This is a genomic window from Euzebyella marina (genome assembly GCF_003687485.1).
In the GTDB taxonomy this organism is placed as follows: Bacteria; Bacteroidota; Bacteroidia; order Flavobacteriales; family Flavobacteriaceae; genus Euzebyella; species Euzebyella marina.
In genome coordinates, this window is record NZ_CP032050.1 from 2,440,696 (window position 1) to 2,457,765 (window position 17,070).

The window sequence follows — 17,070 nt, forward strand, 5'->3', positions numbered from 1 at the left end:
CGAAGGTACGCCTATTTATGGCTACTTCTTCGGTTCATTAAAAAATTAAAGCCCGATAGCGGCTTCAGCGCATCTTTCTCCATCCATGGCCGCTGAAACAATTCCGCCGGCATACCCTCCTCCTTCACCACATGGGAAGAGACCTTTGATTTGAGGATGCTCTAATTGTTCATTTCTTGGGATGGTTACCGGTGATGAAGTTCTTGATTCTACGCCCACGATATTCGCTTCATCGGTGTAGTAGCCTTTCATCTTTTTTCCGAATTCTTCAAATCCCTTTCGGAGGCGACTACCCATCAGTTTTGGTAAAAGTGAATGCAACGGAGCAGAGTTCAACCCTGGTTGGTATGAAGTAGGGTTAAGGCTTGGCGATAATTTACCTTCGACAAAATCGGTCAATCGCTGTGAAGGGGCCGTTTGGTTTCTACCCCCTGCCGTAAAGGCCAATCGCTCTAAATCTTTTTGAAATTCAAGCCCTCTCATCGCTCCATACCCTTGATATCGAGAAAGGTCCTCATCTACATTAATTTCTACTACTATTCCTGAATTGGCAAATTGATTGTTTCTTTTTGATGGTGACATACCATTGACCACTACTTCACCTGGGGCGGTGGCAGCAGGTACAATAAAACCACCTGGGCACATACAAAAAGAATATACACCACGCCCTTTTACCTGATGAACAAGGCTATAGGCGGCTGCGGGCAGAAGTTCGTTTCGTGTACCTGAACAATGATATTGAATAGAATCGATGACGTGTTGGGGGTGCTCGACCCGCACACCCATGGCAAAAGACTTAGCTTCTAAGGCAATCTTTTTCTTTTCTAAAAGATAAAAAATGTCCCGAGCCGAATGGCCTGTGGCCAAAATTACCTTGTGCGTGGCAATCTCCTTACTATCATTGATTACGATACCTTCTAGGGAGCCATTTTTAATAAGAAGATCGGTCAGTCTGGTATCAAAGTGAACTTCGCCGCCGTAGTTAATAATCGTTTCGCGAATGTTCTTTACGATTTTAGGAAGTTTATTCGTTCCGATATGCGGATGCGCGTCAACCAGAATTTCTTCGGTAGCGCCATGATGAACCAAACTATGAAAAATACGTTTGACATCACCGCGCTTTAAACTTCGTGTATATAGTTTTCCATCGGAGTAGGTGCCGGCACCGCCTTCGCCAAAACAATAGTTCGAATCTTCGTTCACCACATGGTTTTGGTTGATGGCACGAAGGTCTCTACGGCGTTCGCGAACATCTTTGCCCCGTTCATAAACAATAGGCTTGAAGCCTAGCTCTAAACAACGCAATGCAGCCCACATACCGGCAGGGCCAAAGCCTATGATATGTATGGGCTTTGCGTTTTGAACATTCTTATATTCAAATGAATAATCGTTTTGAGGAGCATCTTCACCTATGTAGGCAACCAATTTATAATTAAAAAGAACTTGAGGTTTTCGGGCATCTATAGACTTTCTGAGTGTCTTTAGGGTAAAATCGGAAGTATCGAGACCTAGATATTGAGCAGCTTTTTGTTTTAATAAACCTTCTTTGGCTTCTTCCTCAAGAGATAATCGTAATTGTAGGGTTTTGATCATCCGCCAAAATTAGGGCATTTTAATAGAGTTTATTTAATGAAATTAAAGTCCATACTCCTTTTTGTAGACCATAGGTGTTCTTTTGGTAATGGCTTTGAACTGTTTATTGAAGTTTGATAGCGTTTGAAATCCACTTTCATAACAGGCTGTGGAAACGTTTTTCTTTTGTTCGATGAGCAACTTACAGGCATGACCGATTCGTATCTCACTCACAAATTGGGTAAAAGATTTATTGGCATGCACTTTAAAATACCTGCTGAATGAGGTAGGCGTCATGTTCGTCATTTCAGCTAATTGGGCAATGGCAATCTTATTTCTGAAATTTTTCATTACATAAGAATATACCTGATACATACGTTCGGTATCGGCTTCTCGAAGGGTATTCGTGTAACCGGCGCTGGCCAATAGTTCAAATTCTTGGGTTTGGCTAATACAGTTTAGAATTTTTAAAAGATGAAGAATACCTTCAAGACCTTCCATACTTATTAATTGCATGATCATCTCACGCAATTTTAGAGCGGTTTCACCATGAAACTCCATTCCTCGAAGGCTTTTTCGAAACAACTGGCGCAAACGTATGGCTTCTTCGGTCTGCAAAAAATTGGTGCCTAAGAAATCTTCTTTGAAATAGATGACTGCACCTTGAGACCAAGCTATGTTTTTCGCCTGTTCCTGTTCTTGATCGCTACGCCATAAATGTGGTAGGTTAGACCCGGTAAAAGTGATATCACCTGTTTTAAAAGGTTTTACGCTATCACCAATAAAACGGGTGCCGTTTCCTTTGAGTACCATAAATATTTGATATTCAGAATGAAAATGCCAATGAGGGTCAAAAACGGGTTCGTTCAGTAGTTTGGCAACATACGCTCGTGAAGTGGGTATGGGTGATTTCTGTAAGGCAGCTTTCAAAAGACTCTTTTTGTGTAAATGACAACTAAAATACCAAAATTTTAAACTAAACAATGTTTTGATGATATAATACAGTCAGAATGTGATATGAGAGTGTGAATTTTACACCATATTTATGCTTATCATTGATAATTCTAAAATCCACCGACTTATGAAATCCTCATTAAGCGCTATTTGCACTGTAGCATTATTCTTTTTATTAGTAGGCTGTGGCTCAGAATCAAAGGAGCAAACGGCACATGTAGAAGATGGCCCAAGACGAATCGAAATACTATTTTTAGGGCATTCGCAAGAACACCATAATTCTAGGGCTTATTTTCCGGTACTGGCTTCCGCTTTGGCAAAAGATGGTATCAATATTACCTATACGGAAGAAGTAACCGATTTGAACGAAAAGAATTTGGCGACTTATGACGGACTTATCATTTATGCCAACCATGATGACATTAATTCTTCCGAAGAAAAAGCATTGATTGACTATGTAAAAGAAGGGCATGCATTTATACCTATTCACTGTGCCAGTTTTTGTTTTAGAAACTCAGAGGATTATGTAGATATGGTTGGTGGCCAATTTATGTCTCATGAGACGGGCACTTTTACTGCCGATATTGTAGATAAAGAACATCCTATCATGCAGAACGTATCCGAGTTTTCAACATGGGACGAAACGTATGTACATGATAAAATAGCCGACGATATTCAAATATTAATGGAAAGGGTAGAAGGCGACCATAAGGAACCATGGACATGGGTGAAAGACTATGGTCAAGGCAAGGTTTTCTACACTGCCTACGGTCATGATGAGCGAACTTGGGAAAAACCAGGTTTTCAAAAACTTATTAAAGAGGGTATTATTTGGGCGGTTTCCGACAAGGTCAGGGAAAATTGGCAAGCATTTGCAACCGATATTCCACAATTGGCCTATAAAGAAATGGCGAATATACCCAACTACGAGAAGCGCGACCCGGCACCTAAATATCAGCTGCCCCTTAGTCCTGAAGAATCGGCCAAGTTGATTCAAGTGCCAGCCGGTTTTAAGCTTGAACTTTTCGCTTCCGAACCAGATATTATCAACCCCATTGCTATGAATTGGGATGAAAAAGGGCGTCTGTGGGTCATTGAAACAGTCGATTACCCCAATACCGTTCGTAATGATGAAGGTATTGGTGATGATAAGGTAAAAATTTTAGAAGATACCGATGGAGATGGTAAGGCCGATAAAGTAACAGTATTTGCCGAAAACTTGAATATTCCGACCAGTTTTGCATTTGCGAACGGTGGTATAATCGTTTCACAGGCTCCTGTATTTTTGTTCTTAAAAGACACGAACGGAGACGACAAAGCCGATGTTAGGGAAACAATAATAGATGGTTGGGGTACTTTTGACACCCACGCGGGGCCATCGAACCTACAGTACGGTATTGATAACCATGTATATGGTGTACTTGGCTATTCGGGTTTTGAAGGTTCAATTTTTGGTAAAGAATTTAAGTTTAGGCAGGGGGTTTATCGATTTAATACAGATTATAAGAATTTCGAATTTTTGACCAATACGAGTAACAATACTTGGGGGTTGGGTTTTACCGAAGACAACTCAATATTCGCTTCAACCGCGAACAATACGCACAGTGTGTTTTTAGGAATTCCTAATGATAATTTTGCCGGTGTTGAGGGAGTAAAGTTTCAAGGAAGCGCTAAAATCGACGGTCACTACGACATGCAGCCGATTACCATGAACTATAGGCAGGTTGATGTTTTCGGAGGATTTACTGCCGCCGCCGGCCACCATTTCTACACCGCTAGAAATTATCCGAGTAATTACTGGAACAAAACGGCATTTGTTTGTGAGCCAACAGGTGGTCTTGTGCATATATCTAAAATTGAAAAGGAAGGTGCAGGATATATCGAGAAAGATGGCGGAAACCTCTTTGCGGGAGCCGATGAGTGGGTCAGTCCGGTAGAGGCCAAAGTAGGCCCTGATGGTTCGGTATGGGTGGCAGATTGGTACAACTTCATCGTACAACATAATCCTACCCCGAATAAAGAACGCGGTGGTTTTGACGCCGAAAACGGCTCCGGTAATGCTTATGTAAACCCTTTACGGGACAAATCGCACGGAAGAATCTGGAGAGTCGTTCCTAAAAAGCAACATGAAAGTGAAAAGTCCAGTTTAGATAAAGATAATGTAGATGACTTGGTGCATGCGCTTTCAGACGACAATATGTTTTGGAGAATGACTGCCCAGAGGTTATTGGTAGAAAGCGGTAATCAAGAAGTTTCTAAGAAACTTTATAAACTGATCAATGATAGTTCATTGAACAGTATCGGGCAAAACCCTGGTGCTCTGCACGCCTTATGGACCTTGGATGGCTTAGGAGCCGTGAGCGGTAACGAAGAAGCTGCTTCGGTCGTTCGAGGAGCGTTGTTTCATCCTGCGGCGGCAGTAAGAAAAGCGGCCATACAAATTTTGCCTAGAAACGAGAAGGTCGATGAAGCCTTGCTATTATCAGGTGCTATCAATGATAAAGACCCTTCGGTCAGATTGGCCGCCCTTCTGTATTTCTCTGAGCGTTCACCTTCACAGGAGGTAGGTGCAGCCCTTTATAAAGCAAGTAAAGATAAGGCCCTGAAAGAAGACCGATGGCTTTCAGAAGCTTTGTACGCCGCAGCTGCCAAACATATAGATGGTTTTGTCGGTGCATTTCAAAAAGAAAAACCTACATACAGAGCCCAACCTGTCGCTACCGGTTCTGAAAAAGTTGATTTAGAAGGTGATAAATTGGCCGAAACCTTTGTAAATAATTATATAGGTAAGGTAGGTAGCGCTGTAAACGTAGCCTTGACAGCTGATGCCGTTGGTACGGTAATAAATATTGGTACCGTCACCAATGAAATGAAATTCAATGTTTCTGAAATAGTTGTGGAAGCTGGTAAGCAAGTAACCATCAACTTCTCAAATACAGATTTCATGCAGCACAATTTGGTAATTGTTCAGAAAGGGGAGAAAGAGAAAGTTGGCGCTGCTGCCGATAAATTGGCCGTAGCACCTAATGGTGCAGAGATGAACTACGTTCCCGAAATGTCCGAGGTACTCTATGCGACAGCAATCGTGAACCCCGAAGAAAGTGCAACTTTAAGTTTTGTAGCTCCTACCGAACCCGGCGAATATCCATTCATATGTACATTCCCAGGGCATTGGCGAATAATGCAAGGCGTTATGAAGGTGGTCTCAAGCAAATAATCAGTAATTCAAAAATATAAACGTGTCTAAAATACATCAATTTGGGGTCAGCACCTGGTTGTGGCAATCTCCATTTACAACTGAATCTATATCGCTATTTCCTAAAATCAAGGCATTGGGCTATGATTTGGTTGAAATTCCTGTAGAAGACCCTTCATTAATCGACACAAAAGTGGTCAAACAGGCTCTTGAAGACAACGGCCTTTTATCTACCGTTTGTGGGGTTTTCGGCCCTACAAAAGACCTGACCAGCGATGATAAACAGCTTCATGACAATTGCTTTAATTATGTTGAAAAAAGCTTTGAAATATGTGCTGAACTTGGGGTCGACTTTTTAGCCGGACCGATGTACAGTGCCGTCGGAAAGGCTCGTATGGTTTCCGAAGAACAAAAGAAAGCCGAGTGGCATCTAGCGGTCACCAACCTTCAAAAGGTATGCTCTATAGCGAAGGACTATGGCCAGTCTATCGCTTTGGAACCTCTTAATAGATTTGAGTCAGACTTGGTCAATACGGCCGAAGATGTGGTGCGATTGGCCAAAGATATCAATGAACCGAATGCTAAAATATTGTTGGATGGTTTTCATATGACTATTGAAGAGAAAAATATTCGAGAGGCCATTAATATAGTGGGGGATAAGCTTCTTCATGTGCAGGTATCTGAAAACCACAGGGGTATACCTGGTACCGGACTCACGCCTTGGAACGATTTTCAATTGGGCCTTTCAGACATCGGCTATAAAGGAGCTATCGTTATCGAAAGCTTTACCCCAGAGATAAAGGAATTGGCAGGTGCCGTTTGTATTTGGAAAAACCTAGCACCAAGCCAAGATGAATTTGCCTCAGAAGGAATCAAATTTTTAAAAGAAACATTCAAAAATTAAAAGTAGATGAGCACAAAGAAAATAAACGTCGCAATCGTAGGTCTGGGCTTTGGCGCAGAGTTTATACCGATTTACCAGAAGCATCCGAATGCAAATCTTATAGCCATATCACAGCGTAACGAAACCAAACTTAACGCCTTGGCCGATGCTTGTGGTATTGAAAAGCGATATACATCTTACGATGAATTGTTACAAGACCCCGATATTGATGCTGTTCATATAAATACCCCTATTCCTGACCATGGAATTCAGTCTATAAAAGCATTAAAGGCCGGTAAGCATGTAGCTTGTACGGTTCCTATGGCGACCACTCTCGAAGAGTGTGAAGAAATTGTTAGGTTGACCGAAGAAACAGGTTTAACCTATATGATGATGGAAACGGTGGTGTATGCTAGGGAATTTCTATATATGAAAGAGCTTTATGAAAATGGAGAACTGGGAAAAGTACAGTTTTTAAAGGCCAGTCATCAACAAGATATGGACGGATGGCCCAATTATTGGCCCGGGTTACCCCCGATGCATTACGCCACTCACTGTGTGGGCCCTGTTCTAGGCTTGACCAGAGGGCAGGCCGAGTATGTCTCATGTTTTGGTTCAGGTACTATTAGGGAAGAACTAATCGGCCACTACAATTCGCCATTTGCCGTTGAAACTACACACATCAAGTTTAAGGATTCAGATTTGAGCGCTCAGGTTTACCGATCTCTATTCGATGTTGCCAGACAATATCGTGAGAGTTTTGAGGTATATGGTTCTAAGAAATCTGTTGAATGGCCTTTGATAGAAGGAAAGCCATTAGTAGTGCATACGGCTAAAAAACCAGAGCCGGAAATACCCGAGGAAGTTGAAAGTCCTGATTTTGCCAAATTACTTCCCGAAGAGATTCAAAGATTTACCACGCAAGGGGTGTACGATACCGATGATAATCAACATCTCTCTTTTACGCAAGGGGCCGGTCATGGCGGTTCGCACCCTCATTTGGTACATGCCTTTGTCGATGCATTGATTAAAGAAGAGTCACCTTACCCGAATGCGAGACAATCGGCCAATATAACCTGCGTGGGAATTTTGGCCCACGAGTCGGCTTTAAAAGGTGGGGAACTGATGAAGTTACCCGAATTCACCCTATCGTAGAGAATCACTGCTCAATAATTTTTTTCAAGTCGCCTTCCGAAACGGTCAATAAACCCGATTCTGGAAGGCGCTTTGTTAAAGTCTTCCAATTACCATCCGAAGAAAATACATCTTTGAAAATGGGTAGGGCTTCATTTACTTTGCCTCCGTTGGCAAGTGCGATGGCTGTCCAGTATTTCATTTCAAGGTTATCCGGGAACATTTTCTGAGCAGCGCCATACTCCTCTAAGGCTGTTGTCATGTCATTTGCCTCCACCGCCAAATCCCCACGATTCATATGCTCGTAGGCGCGATGAACCTTTAATAGCCGTTCTAATTCTTGTAAAGGCTCTGGGCTATCATCTACCCTTAGGTCTACCTTTTTGTCTTCCCAGGTATTTTCGACCGGTGCTCCGTTTACCACAATAAGTGCGGCAGATTGCTTTCCTCTAATATCACCACCTGCCTCTTGGGCAGCTAGCATCGTTTTGACGACCCTTTCGGCTAGCGGTAAATCTGCATAATCGGTATAGGCTTTGACCATAGCAGGAACCACATTATCGTTCAGCATCATGTTTGCTTGCACTGCAAAATTATTTCCTTCAAAATGTTCAGCGGAAGCAACGCAATTCTTGCCGGTAAATGAAGCCACGTTGCCTTTGTTGTCAACAAAGCCCAGTTGCCTGAAATTTTTTCCTTCATCTTTTGCTGTCAGTATTTCGAGTGCTTGTTTTGCGCTCTTTCCTTCCTGCATAAGAGTTAAACCCTCTGGCCCATAAGCTGGGTTGACAAAAGATTGGGTCGCTACTACACCGACCCCCGATTGGCCCCAGGCCACAATGGTACCAACGGAGAACCAGTGGCTTTGAACACCTACGGCCATTTCTCCGGTAATACTATCTCGCGCAACAATTGAAAAGGTATGGGCAAATTGGTCTTTGTACACACCTTGCGCTTTTATTGCGTTCAATGAAAAAAGGCTTGCGACTAAAAAAACTATAATCTGTAGTGCTTTCATAACGATTTTAATTGTCACTAAGATAATTAATTGACCTGAAGGGGAGTGATGATTGTCAATTCATGCCTACAATTCGACATTTCGGTAATTATAATTTGAAATACAGCGTGAAGTGCCGGTATTTTAGGGCGATTTTAGCGCTCGGAAACAAATTGGAGAATTAAGAAATAGTAAGGCAAAAGGCAGCAAGATAAGTTTTACTAACTTTAGTCGAACCGGGTCAACATTTGTAAAGTCTAGATAGCAGCAAAGTATAATGCAAAAATTCATAAAAGATGTCGGTAGGGCCTTCCTGATCGGAACCCTAATTTTCTTAATCATTTTGGTAGGCTTTTATTTCTCAGGCAAGCTCGAAAGCGGCTTTGATATGCAGCGCATATGGCGAGGTTACTATGAGAATATGATTTTTTCGGTTATTCTCTATTTGGCCAACGTGTACGTCTGGCGTTTTCTCGAAAGCAAATTCGGAAGCAATTTTCGTTCTTTTAGACGATTGTTACTTGGTCTGGCAGGTAATTTCTTGGTGACCCTTATAGGCATATTCGTGGCAAGATCAATAGTGGTGATGGCCTTGCATAATGTATCGATTGGTGAATTTATCAGAGATGAAACATTAAGCGATTATTCAGATTCACTGATTATTTCAGCCGCTGTTCTTGCCCTGTTCTACGGTTTCCATTATTACAAATATAGACAGGAGACCAAGGTTAAAGAACAAAAGATAATAGCAGGTACGGCCTCGGCACAATTTGATGCTTTAAAGAATCAGTTAGACCCCCATTTTTTGTTCAATAGTTTAAATGTATTGACTAGCTTGATTGAAGAAGATCCTAGGCAGGCACAAAAATTTACCACCTCATTGTCAAAAGTTTACCGATATGTACTTGAACAAAAAAATAAAGACTTGATTTTGGTCGATGAAGAACTACAATTCGCCAAAACTTACGTACAGCTCTTGAAGATGAGGTTTGAAGATAGTATTGTTTTTGAAATTCCTGATGCTTCTGAAAATCCCGAGGCGCGCATAGTTCCGTTGTCGTTACAGCTCTTGTTAGAAAATGCGGTTAAACATAATGTGGTGACCTCAAGTAGACCCCTGCATATTAAAGTTTTCGAGAAAAACGGAATGTTGGTGGTATCAAATAACCTACAGGAAAAACAGGTGGTGAAAAAAAGTACAGGAGTGGGGCTACAAAATATACGGCAGCGTTTTGCAGTGCTTACCGATCGCCAAGTGGGCATAGAGAAAAATGATACCCATTTTACGGTATATCTACCAACGTTGGTAAAACAAATCTCTTATATGGCGGAGCAGAAGTCTTATATTGATGAGAAAAGATATAAGAAAGCTAAGCAAAGGGTTGAAAATATTAAATCGTTCTATGGTAACTTGTTCGCCTACGTGGTAATCATTCCTTTTTTGGCGTACTTGAATTATAAGACAACCCCATTCCCTTGGGTGCTTTTTCCGATTTTTGGTTGGGGCTTCGGGTTGACCATTCATGGCATGGCTGCTTTTGGGTACAATCCGTTATGGGGCAAGCAATGGGAAGAAAAGAAGATGCGTGAGTACATGGAGGATGAAAATTTTTAACTCCTTGTTAGGGTTAATTTTAAGGGTCGGTTCTCCAATTCATCCTTCAAAAACTACAATTGAGATAAATTGATTTAGAAATTGAGCAGTGTTGATTCAAATTTGTACTAGAAATAACAACTAAAACAAAAAACAATGGAAGATTTTGAAAAAGAAAGTAGGTACATGAGAGCTAAAGAAAGGGTAGACCATATTAAAAAGTTTTATGCGAGTTTGACTTCTTATATCATAGTCATCAGTTTTTTGGCAGGGCTTAATTACTATCTTGACCAGTGGAGCTATGCTTGGTTTTTATGGCCGGCCTTGGGCTGGGGCATTGGTCTGGTCTTTCAATGGTTGAAAACCTATGATGTGAATCCCTTTTTTGGCCGCAACTGGGAAGAGCGTAAGATAAAGGAGTTTATGCAGGAAGATGAACAAATAAAAAAATGGGAATAAGTATATAGGAAATATACAGATGGAAAACAGGGATAAAAAACTTAGGGCAAAAAAAAGGGTGCAGGCACTCAAATCATTCTACTCACATGCCACGGTGTATTTGGTGATTAATACGTTTATTGTTGGTATGACGGCTTTTATGCGTATGAAAGAGGGAGTAAGCCTAGCTGATTCATTGTTCAGCTTCGAAACGTTCGTTACTCCTTTCTTTTGGGGTATAGGCTTGGCATTTCATGCCGCAAAAGTCTTTTCTTGGAACCCAGTTTTTACCAAGGAGTGGGAAAAAAGGCAGATTGAAAAGTTCATGGAGGAAGATAAAAGGGAGATTGGTAAATACTAATTCCGATAAGGCGACTCAAATGATTAAAGATTCTTCATCGAAATATTCCAGGGCGAAATTAAAAGTTGAACGCATAAAGAAGTTCTATGAGCATGCGTTACTCTTTTTAGTAGTTAATGTTGTTTTATTTTGGTTCAAAGGGGAAATCTTTGCTTTCTTTTTAGACCAAGAAATACACAATAGCGAATTTTACAATTGGCTAGCTTTGAATATTATATTTATTCCGGTAATCTGGGGAGTAATATTGCTAATACATGCCAATTATGCTTTTTTAGGCTCGTCTAAATTTTGGAAAAATAAATTTTCGTAAGCTGATGGTGTTTTTAATTTCATGTATAAATATTTAAATATGAATATTTTAATAATTCTTAAATAAACTTTTAATTTACCTATGTCCAGCCAAGCCTTACGTACTTTAATTATCGAAGATGAAAAACCATCGGCCAGAAGATTATCAAGAATGTTAGATAAATTAGGGGTCGAAGTAACAACTTTGTTGCATTCGGTAAGTGAGTCAATCGAGTGGTTTGAAAAAAACGACCACCCTGATTTAATGTTTTTGGATATTCAATTATCGGATGGGCTTTCATTTGAAATATTCGACCGTGTGCAGGTGAAAAGTGCGATTATATTCACCACGGCTTATGATGAATATGCTTTGCAAGCATTTAAACTTAATAGTATTGATTACTTACTAAAACCAATCGATGAAGATGAGCTTGCAGCTGCGGTGGCTAAATATCAATCGATGAAACCCTCAGCGCCAAAGCTGGCCTTGGATTTTAATGATATCAAAAAGCTATTGGTCAACCCCATTGAAAGGGAATATAAAAAACGTTTTACAGCGAGGGTGGGGCAGCACTTAAAAATCTTAAACGCTGAGGATATAGAGTGTTTTTATAGCGAGAATAAAGGTACTTATGCGGCTACGTCTGATGGTAGAAATTATCTTTTGGACACTACCTTGGAGAATTTGGAGCCCGACCTAGAGCCAAAAGATTTTTTTAGGGTGAGCCGTAAATTTTATATCAATATCAATCACATAAGAGATATCGTATCCTATACTAATTCACGCCTTCAAATCAAGTTAAATCGCTTTTCTGATCAAGAAATTATAGTAAGTCGAGAGCGCGTAAAGGACTTTAAGATTTGGTTGGAGTAGTTTCCTTTAGTCAATTAATATACAGACTATTATTTATTTAAATAGATATTTTCTATAGGTCCTTTTTACCCTTTTGTGGCATTATTTTTCAATGCGGTTGTCATCAAAAGAAGAGGGTAGCAATTTAGGAATGAGTTTGATGAAAATAGGAAGCAATACCGCTCCACCAGGTAGAATGAAAATTGCCAGTGATGGTATACTTTTAAAAATATCGAGAAGTTGGTTTTGTACTTTTTTCTTTTCCTCGGGCGTCAAATCTCTTACTGTTGATTTCGATAATAGAAAGACCAATTCTTTACTCTGGGCAAGTTCACCTTGAAGTCTCTTACTGTTTCTAAGAATAAGTTTTTTGACCACTTTGGCCATACTGTCATAAAACTGCACAGCTAAATTCGAGTCCTTTAAAAAGGGTACCGAGCGCGAATTGATTTTAAAAAAATGCTGTACCTCTTTTAGTGATTGCCTAATAGCTTCTTCGGTAAACCCTAAATCTTTTCCAAATCCAAAAACGAATTCCGATTCTTGATACTCTAAAGATTTGTCCTCCCAAACGGTCAAACAGGCGATATCAAGAAAGTATTGATTTTCCCAGACCGAAGTATTGCCCAAAAGCTTTTCACGATACATTCCGTCAAAATTTTTGGCATCACTTTCAATAAAGGTTAAGGAAGAGGCAAATAGCTGAGCTAGCCGTTCGTCACTTTTATTTTTTTCTTTTGAATTAAGTGCGTGATAAGTGATGTTGATGGTGAGATACTCCAAACGTTGGGCTTCTTCGCGAATGCCGGATGCATTCGATAGAAATTCCTTAAACAGGAGAACATCAATAAAGAGTAGCGAATTCGTTATAAAACTGCTAAATGTTTTTCCGACAATATTATCCTCTAGATACACTCGAGAATCTATCAAAACCTCTAGCTGGGCAGAGGTTTTTTTACCAATCAAGATTTTATGAAAAAAAGAACTATTGTCTACTTTTAGTTCTTGATAGAATTTAAACAGCTTGGTGATGAATTGATGAAAATCTGTTTTTTTAGATTCTATTTTATATGTGCCATATAGCGCGGTCAGCAAGTTCACCTTAGCCATTTCATCTTCTGAGAGGCTGTGCTGTGTATTGATAAAATTAGGTATGCCCGTATTTATGCCGTAAACAAAACCGAAGGTTTTTAGGGCTTCATATAATGATTGATAATCATTATAAAGTGGTGGTTCGCTCTGAACAATGAAACCGAATTTATCTATCCAGCCGTTCGCTGAAGGGTTCATGGGGCTTAATTTAGAGGGGCCAAATTACTACAAAATCAGTTACTACAGCAGATATTTACTTCGTTTTGAGCTTTACCGCATTATTACTCGCATAGTTTTCGAGATTAGTATTTTTAGGCGATAAAATGATTTTCTTCCTCATTTTTGATTCCCTTCGCTGAACTTTCATAAGAACATCTTTTTTGCTATTAACAGTTTTTTAACCCTGAAAACCAAACCCTTGTGATTTAACTACGTAGGTAATTATGAATTGCAGGCCTATTATCCGTGATTGTTCAAAGAGCCGGACTAGGGTAAACAAGGGTTAGAAGATTTTGTGAAGAGAGTTTGCCTCTGGCAACCATCATAATTAGGATTCTGGATATAGCTTAGCAATCTATGAAGAAGAGAGGGAGGATGGTTTATATCGTCCTCCCTTAATTCGATAGAACAGGTTGTAAGGGAATAACGAGAACTATAAAAAATGAAAATTAAAATGAAATACTTCGTAGGTATTTTGCTGCTTATGGGTATTATTTCTTCATGTAGTAATACTGACCGTCGAACTATTACCGATAGTAACGATTATGACAGGTTTTTGACCTCTACTACTGCTAATAAAGTCTCCAGAGCTTTTGAACTATGGAGCTCAAAAGCAAAGGAAGATAGTACACAGCTAATGAGTTTTGGTATAATAGGCGGTGAGTACAGTCGTTTTTTTCAAAATACGGGAGATATCAAATACCTGAAAAAAGCCGAAGCCGTGCTAACCAAGGCGGTTGACAACGCTGCGACCGGTAAGTCAGGCTACTTTCGGTCATTGGCCAGGAACTATATAGCGCAACATAGGTTTATGGAAGCTTTGGTTATGGCAGATTCGGCCAGGGCGACCAAAAAAGGAACAAGACAAAGCCGAATTCTACTCTTCGATGTGCACATGGAACTTGGCAACTATCAGACTGCCGAAAAATACCTGGATAGTATTCAAGATGTAGAGGACTTCGCCCAACTGGTCCGTTTGGCCAAGTGGAATGATTATAAGGGAGACTTAAGTCGTACCATCAAATTCATGGAAGAAGCCATGGACAAGGCCGAAGATTCTAAAAATAAGTCGCTTCAACTATGGTCGTATACCCAACTGGCCGATTATTACGGTCACGCCAAGAAAATCGAAAAATCTTATGAGCTCTATTTAAAAGCTTTGACTATCGACCCCGCAAATGCCAATGCCAAAAAGGGAATTGCTTGGATAGTTTTTTCACATGAAAACCGCCCTCGTGAGGCCATGAGAATTTTGGATTCTGTAACCAAGAAATATAAATCACCCGATTTCTTTCTTTTAAAGGCTGAAATCGCTGATTATATGGGTGATGATTTGCAAAGCTTATCAAACCTAGATATGTATTTTAAATTGGTAAGTAATCCTGATTATGGCAATATGTACAACACGTTAAATGTTGCCATTTACCTTCATGAGACTGGCGAGTATGAGAAGGCACTTCGCTTGGCGAAGAAAGAAGTTCAAAACCGACCTACTCCGGAAGCATATAGTCTATTGGCCTATAGTTATCTGAAGAAAGGGGATTACAAACAGGCCCTTGACATAATTGAAAGAGAAATTGAGGGCAAAACCTTTGACCCGGAAATTTTATTTTATGCTGCCGAAATATATAAGGCAACGGGTCAATATCAAAAAGTTGGTAAGATCAAACGTCAATTAAAAAATGCAATTTTCGAATTAGGACCTCTGTACGAGCAGAGTATAGCGAATTTGTAACTAATTGTGTAAGATATAATTTACTATTTTTTAAGGGTGTTTTTTATGAATTATCTAATTTTCTGTAGCACAGAGTTTTTTTAAACAAAAAGGTGTGTTTTATTGTGAATTTTTTAACTTTTGAATAGGATAGTTTTCTCAGTATTGCTATGTTTATAATCCCAAAAACAAAAAATTGCTGAATTTGAAATACTGAAAATTTTAGATTGTAACTGAACTTTAACCTAATAGTTCCCCTAAATTAATAGAGTTATGGAGTACGTTCTTTTTGTGATTTGGCTTTCTTGCATGCTAATGCTATGCTTGAAGGTGGTTAATGCACGCAGAGGACTTCGAAAAGTTCTAAAGGCTAAAAAGTAGAACTTTTCTCTTTACTAAAATTGAGCAATTGGCGGTAGCCAACTTTGCTTATTTCTCAATAAAAACTTCTTTGAGACAGCCATTTGTGCGTCTTAAGCGAATTTCTGGATTAGAAAACTTCCTTTTCTCCTAAAAACCATCCAATCGGTAAATAAGTTATTGCTGTTGAACGCTTGCGTTAACGTATCAAGCCATAAATTGATTCTTTCGCGTCTCTACGAGCCAAATAAAGCCTTTAGTTTTGTGTTCTAACTTAATGAGTTAAGCTTATTCAAAAGGAATCTTATTTGTATATGCAGTTAAAGACCAAACTTCAATTTTTATTTTTCATCTCTTTATATTCATTAGCATCGTTCGGTCAAGGTAATACCACAAACGATTCCTTGGTCAAAAATTTAAAAATATCGGCTTTTCCGGTAGCTTTTTACACTCCCGAGACGGCCTTTGGCTTCGGTGGTCTTGGTATTGGTAATTTTTGGCTGCGCGGTGAAAGTAAAGAGACAAGGCCATCTTCCATACAGCTCGGTCTCAGTTACACTACTAAAAATCAAATTCTGGCCCACATGCCCTTTGAGTTTTATAAAGATGAAGAGCGCTGGAGATTGCTAGGTGAAGTAGGTTTTTATAAATATTTCTATAATTTTTACGGTGTTGGTATCAATACACCTGAAGAAAATGAAGAAACGTATGAAGTAACTTTTCCTAGGGTAAGATTATCGCTATTGCGCGAAGTGGTACCCAATCTTTCTATTGGGGTTGGTTATGAACTCGACGGCTTTAGCAATCTTAAGATAGAGGAGGGCGGTACTTTGGAAGCGTCTGATGTACCTGGAAAAGGAGATGGAACCGTGTCTAACGTTGGCATCTTGGCTTTTTATGACACTAGGGATAATATCTTTTTCCCGACCAAGGGCTTTTATATTCAAGGTAATTTCTTCACTTCATCAAAGTTGTTGGGATCCAGTTTTAATTACAACAAGTTTGAACTTGACAATCGGTTTTACCAAAAAGTTGGTAAAGAACAGGTTATTGCCGCTAATTTATTTTTAGCGAATAGTAGTGAGAACACACCGTTCTATGATCTTTACTATTTAGGTTCTAAAAGGTCAAGAGGTATCAATAATAGGCGTTTTCAAGATAATGCCGAATTGAGTTTTGCCCTGGAATACAGATTTCCGATTGCCGGAAGGTTCGGAGGTGCTGCTTTCGGTTCTACCGGAACTGTAGCTCCCGATTTGGGTGAAGCGTTATCTTCCGTGTATAAACCGGCCGCAGGTGTGGGTATTAGATATATTATCAACAAGCGTGACGGAGTTCGTATTCGCGCTGATTACGGTATGTCGGCCGAAGGCGGTAATTTCTACTTTACCATCAAGGAAGCGTTCTGATAAATC

The 17,070-nt window shown here is 39.8% G+C and carries 14 protein-coding genes; 10 read left to right on the top strand and 4 right to left on the bottom strand.

Annotated features, from left to right (window positions below; genetic code table 11):
* Window positions 1-45 precede the first annotated feature (45 nt).
* A complete protein-coding gene (locus D1013_RS10400) occupies window positions 46-1,593 on the bottom strand; it encodes an NAD(P)/FAD-dependent oxidoreductase (RefSeq protein ID WP_121848769.1) in 1,548 nt (515 codons plus the stop codon).
* Between the two features lie 42 nt (window positions 1,594-1,635).
* Window positions 1,636-2,502 (bottom strand): AraC family transcriptional regulator, encoded by an 867-nt coding sequence (locus tag D1013_RS10405; protein ID WP_121848770.1) that lies wholly within the window; start codon window positions 2,500-2,502, stop codon window positions 1,636-1,638.
* 151 nt (window positions 2,503-2,653) lie between these two features.
* Between D1013_RS10405 and D1013_RS10410 the strand changes: the two genes are divergently transcribed.
* From D1013_RS10410 to D1013_RS10420, 3 genes are read left to right on the top strand one after another with little or no spacing between them, the layout of a single operon-like run.
* Window positions 2,654-5,743, top strand: coding sequence for a PVC-type heme-binding CxxCH protein (locus D1013_RS10410; RefSeq protein WP_121850685.1), 3,090 nt, complete (start codon window positions 2,654-2,656; stop codon window positions 5,741-5,743).
* Between the two features lie 22 nt (window positions 5,744-5,765).
* The gene (locus tag D1013_RS10415; RefSeq protein WP_121848771.1) at window positions 5,766-6,626 is read left to right on the top strand and encodes a sugar phosphate isomerase/epimerase family protein; all 861 of its coding nucleotides are present in this window, start codon (window positions 5,766-5,768) and stop codon (window positions 6,624-6,626) included.
* Window positions 6,627-6,632: 6 nt separating this feature from the next.
* On the top strand, window positions 6,633-7,760 hold the full coding sequence (locus D1013_RS10420; RefSeq protein ID WP_121848772.1) for a Gfo/Idh/MocA family oxidoreductase: 1,128 nt from the start codon (window positions 6,633-6,635) through the stop codon (window positions 7,758-7,760).
* Window positions 7,761-7,764: 4 nt separating this feature from the next.
* Here D1013_RS10420 and D1013_RS10425 read toward each other — a convergent pair whose 3' ends face one another.
* On the bottom strand, window positions 7,765-8,757 hold the full coding sequence (locus D1013_RS10425) for a DUF1028 domain-containing protein (protein ID WP_121848773.1): 993 nt from the start codon (window positions 8,755-8,757) through the stop codon (window positions 7,765-7,767).
* A gap of 256 nt (window positions 8,758-9,013) precedes the next feature.
* On the opposite strand from D1013_RS10425, the gene D1013_RS10430 reads away from it, so the two are divergent.
* The 5 genes from D1013_RS10430 to D1013_RS10450 all read left to right on the top strand — a co-directional run bounded on the left by D1013_RS10430 (window position 9,014) and on the right by D1013_RS10450 (window position 12,291).
* The gene (locus D1013_RS10430; protein WP_121848774.1) at window positions 9,014-10,351 is read left to right on the top strand and encodes a 2TM domain-containing protein; all 1,338 of its coding nucleotides are present in this window, start codon (window positions 9,014-9,016) and stop codon (window positions 10,349-10,351) included.
* Between the two features lie 135 nt (window positions 10,352-10,486).
* The gene (locus D1013_RS10435; protein ID WP_121848775.1) at window positions 10,487-10,789 is read left to right on the top strand and encodes a 2TM domain-containing protein; all 303 of its coding nucleotides are present in this window, start codon (window positions 10,487-10,489) and stop codon (window positions 10,787-10,789) included.
* Between the two features lie 19 nt (window positions 10,790-10,808).
* On the top strand, window positions 10,809-11,129 hold the full coding sequence (locus tag D1013_RS10440; RefSeq protein ID WP_121848776.1) for a 2TM domain-containing protein: 321 nt from the start codon (window positions 10,809-10,811) through the stop codon (window positions 11,127-11,129).
* 19 nt (window positions 11,130-11,148) lie between these two features.
* Window positions 11,149-11,439, top strand: coding sequence for a 2TM domain-containing protein (locus tag D1013_RS20660; protein WP_162987881.1), 291 nt, complete (start codon window positions 11,149-11,151; stop codon window positions 11,437-11,439).
* A gap of 81 nt (window positions 11,440-11,520) precedes the next feature.
* On the top strand, window positions 11,521-12,291 hold the full coding sequence (locus D1013_RS10450; RefSeq protein WP_121848777.1) for a LytR/AlgR family response regulator transcription factor: 771 nt from the start codon (window positions 11,521-11,523) through the stop codon (window positions 12,289-12,291).
* An 81-nt stretch (window positions 12,292-12,372) separates the two neighbouring features.
* On the opposite strand, the gene D1013_RS10455 is transcribed toward D1013_RS10450, so the two are convergent.
* Window positions 12,373-13,560 carry an LETM1-related biofilm-associated protein gene (locus D1013_RS10455; protein WP_121848778.1) on the bottom strand — a complete coding sequence of 396 codons (1,188 nt, stop codon included), beginning with the start codon at window positions 13,558-13,560 and terminating at the stop codon, window positions 12,373-12,375.
* Between the two features lie 475 nt (window positions 13,561-14,035).
* Here D1013_RS10455 and D1013_RS10460 point away from each other — a divergent pair, with 475 nt between their 5' ends.
* Entirely contained in the window at window positions 14,036-15,316 is a 1,281-nt protein-coding gene (locus D1013_RS10460; protein WP_121848779.1) for a CDC27 family protein, read from the top strand.
* 653 nt (window positions 15,317-15,969) lie between these two features.
* Complete coding sequence (locus D1013_RS10465; protein ID WP_121848780.1) at window positions 15,970-17,064, top strand: BamA/TamA family outer membrane protein; 1,095 nt, start codon at window positions 15,970-15,972, stop codon at window positions 17,062-17,064.
* Window positions 17,065-17,070: the final 6 nt, after the last annotated feature.

Coding starts and splice junctions, on each gene's coding strand:
- D1013_RS10400 (WP_121848769.1), bottom strand. CDS start 1,593: ATGATCAAAACCCTACAATTACGATTATCTCTTGAGGAAGAAGCCAAA.
- D1013_RS10410 (WP_121850685.1), top strand. CDS start 2,654: ATGAAATCCTCATTAAGCGCTATTTGCACTGTAGCATTATTCTTTTTA.
- D1013_RS10420 (WP_121848772.1), top strand. CDS start 6,633: ATGAGCACAAAGAAAATAAACGTCGCAATCGTAGGTCTGGGCTTTGGC.
- D1013_RS10425 (WP_121848773.1), bottom strand. CDS start 8,757: ATGAAAGCACTACAGATTATAGTTTTTTTAGTCGCAAGCCTTTTTTCA.
- D1013_RS10430 (WP_121848774.1), top strand. CDS start 9,014: ATGCAAAAATTCATAAAAGATGTCGGTAGGGCCTTCCTGATCGGAACC.
- D1013_RS10435 (WP_121848775.1), top strand. CDS start 10,487: ATGGAAGATTTTGAAAAAGAAAGTAGGTACATGAGAGCTAAAGAAAGG.
- D1013_RS10440 (WP_121848776.1), top strand. CDS start 10,809: ATGGAAAACAGGGATAAAAAACTTAGGGCAAAAAAAAGGGTGCAGGCA.
- D1013_RS20660 (WP_162987881.1), top strand. CDS start 11,149: ATGATTAAAGATTCTTCATCGAAATATTCCAGGGCGAAATTAAAAGTT.
- D1013_RS10450 (WP_121848777.1), top strand. CDS start 11,521: ATGTCCAGCCAAGCCTTACGTACTTTAATTATCGAAGATGAAAAACCA.
- D1013_RS10455 (WP_121848778.1), bottom strand. CDS start 13,560: ATGAACCCTTCAGCGAACGGCTGGATAGATAAATTCGGTTTCATTGTT.
- D1013_RS10460 (WP_121848779.1), top strand. CDS start 14,036: ATGAAATACTTCGTAGGTATTTTGCTGCTTATGGGTATTATTTCTTCA.
- D1013_RS10465 (WP_121848780.1), top strand. CDS start 15,970: ATGCAGTTAAAGACCAAACTTCAATTTTTATTTTTCATCTCTTTATAT.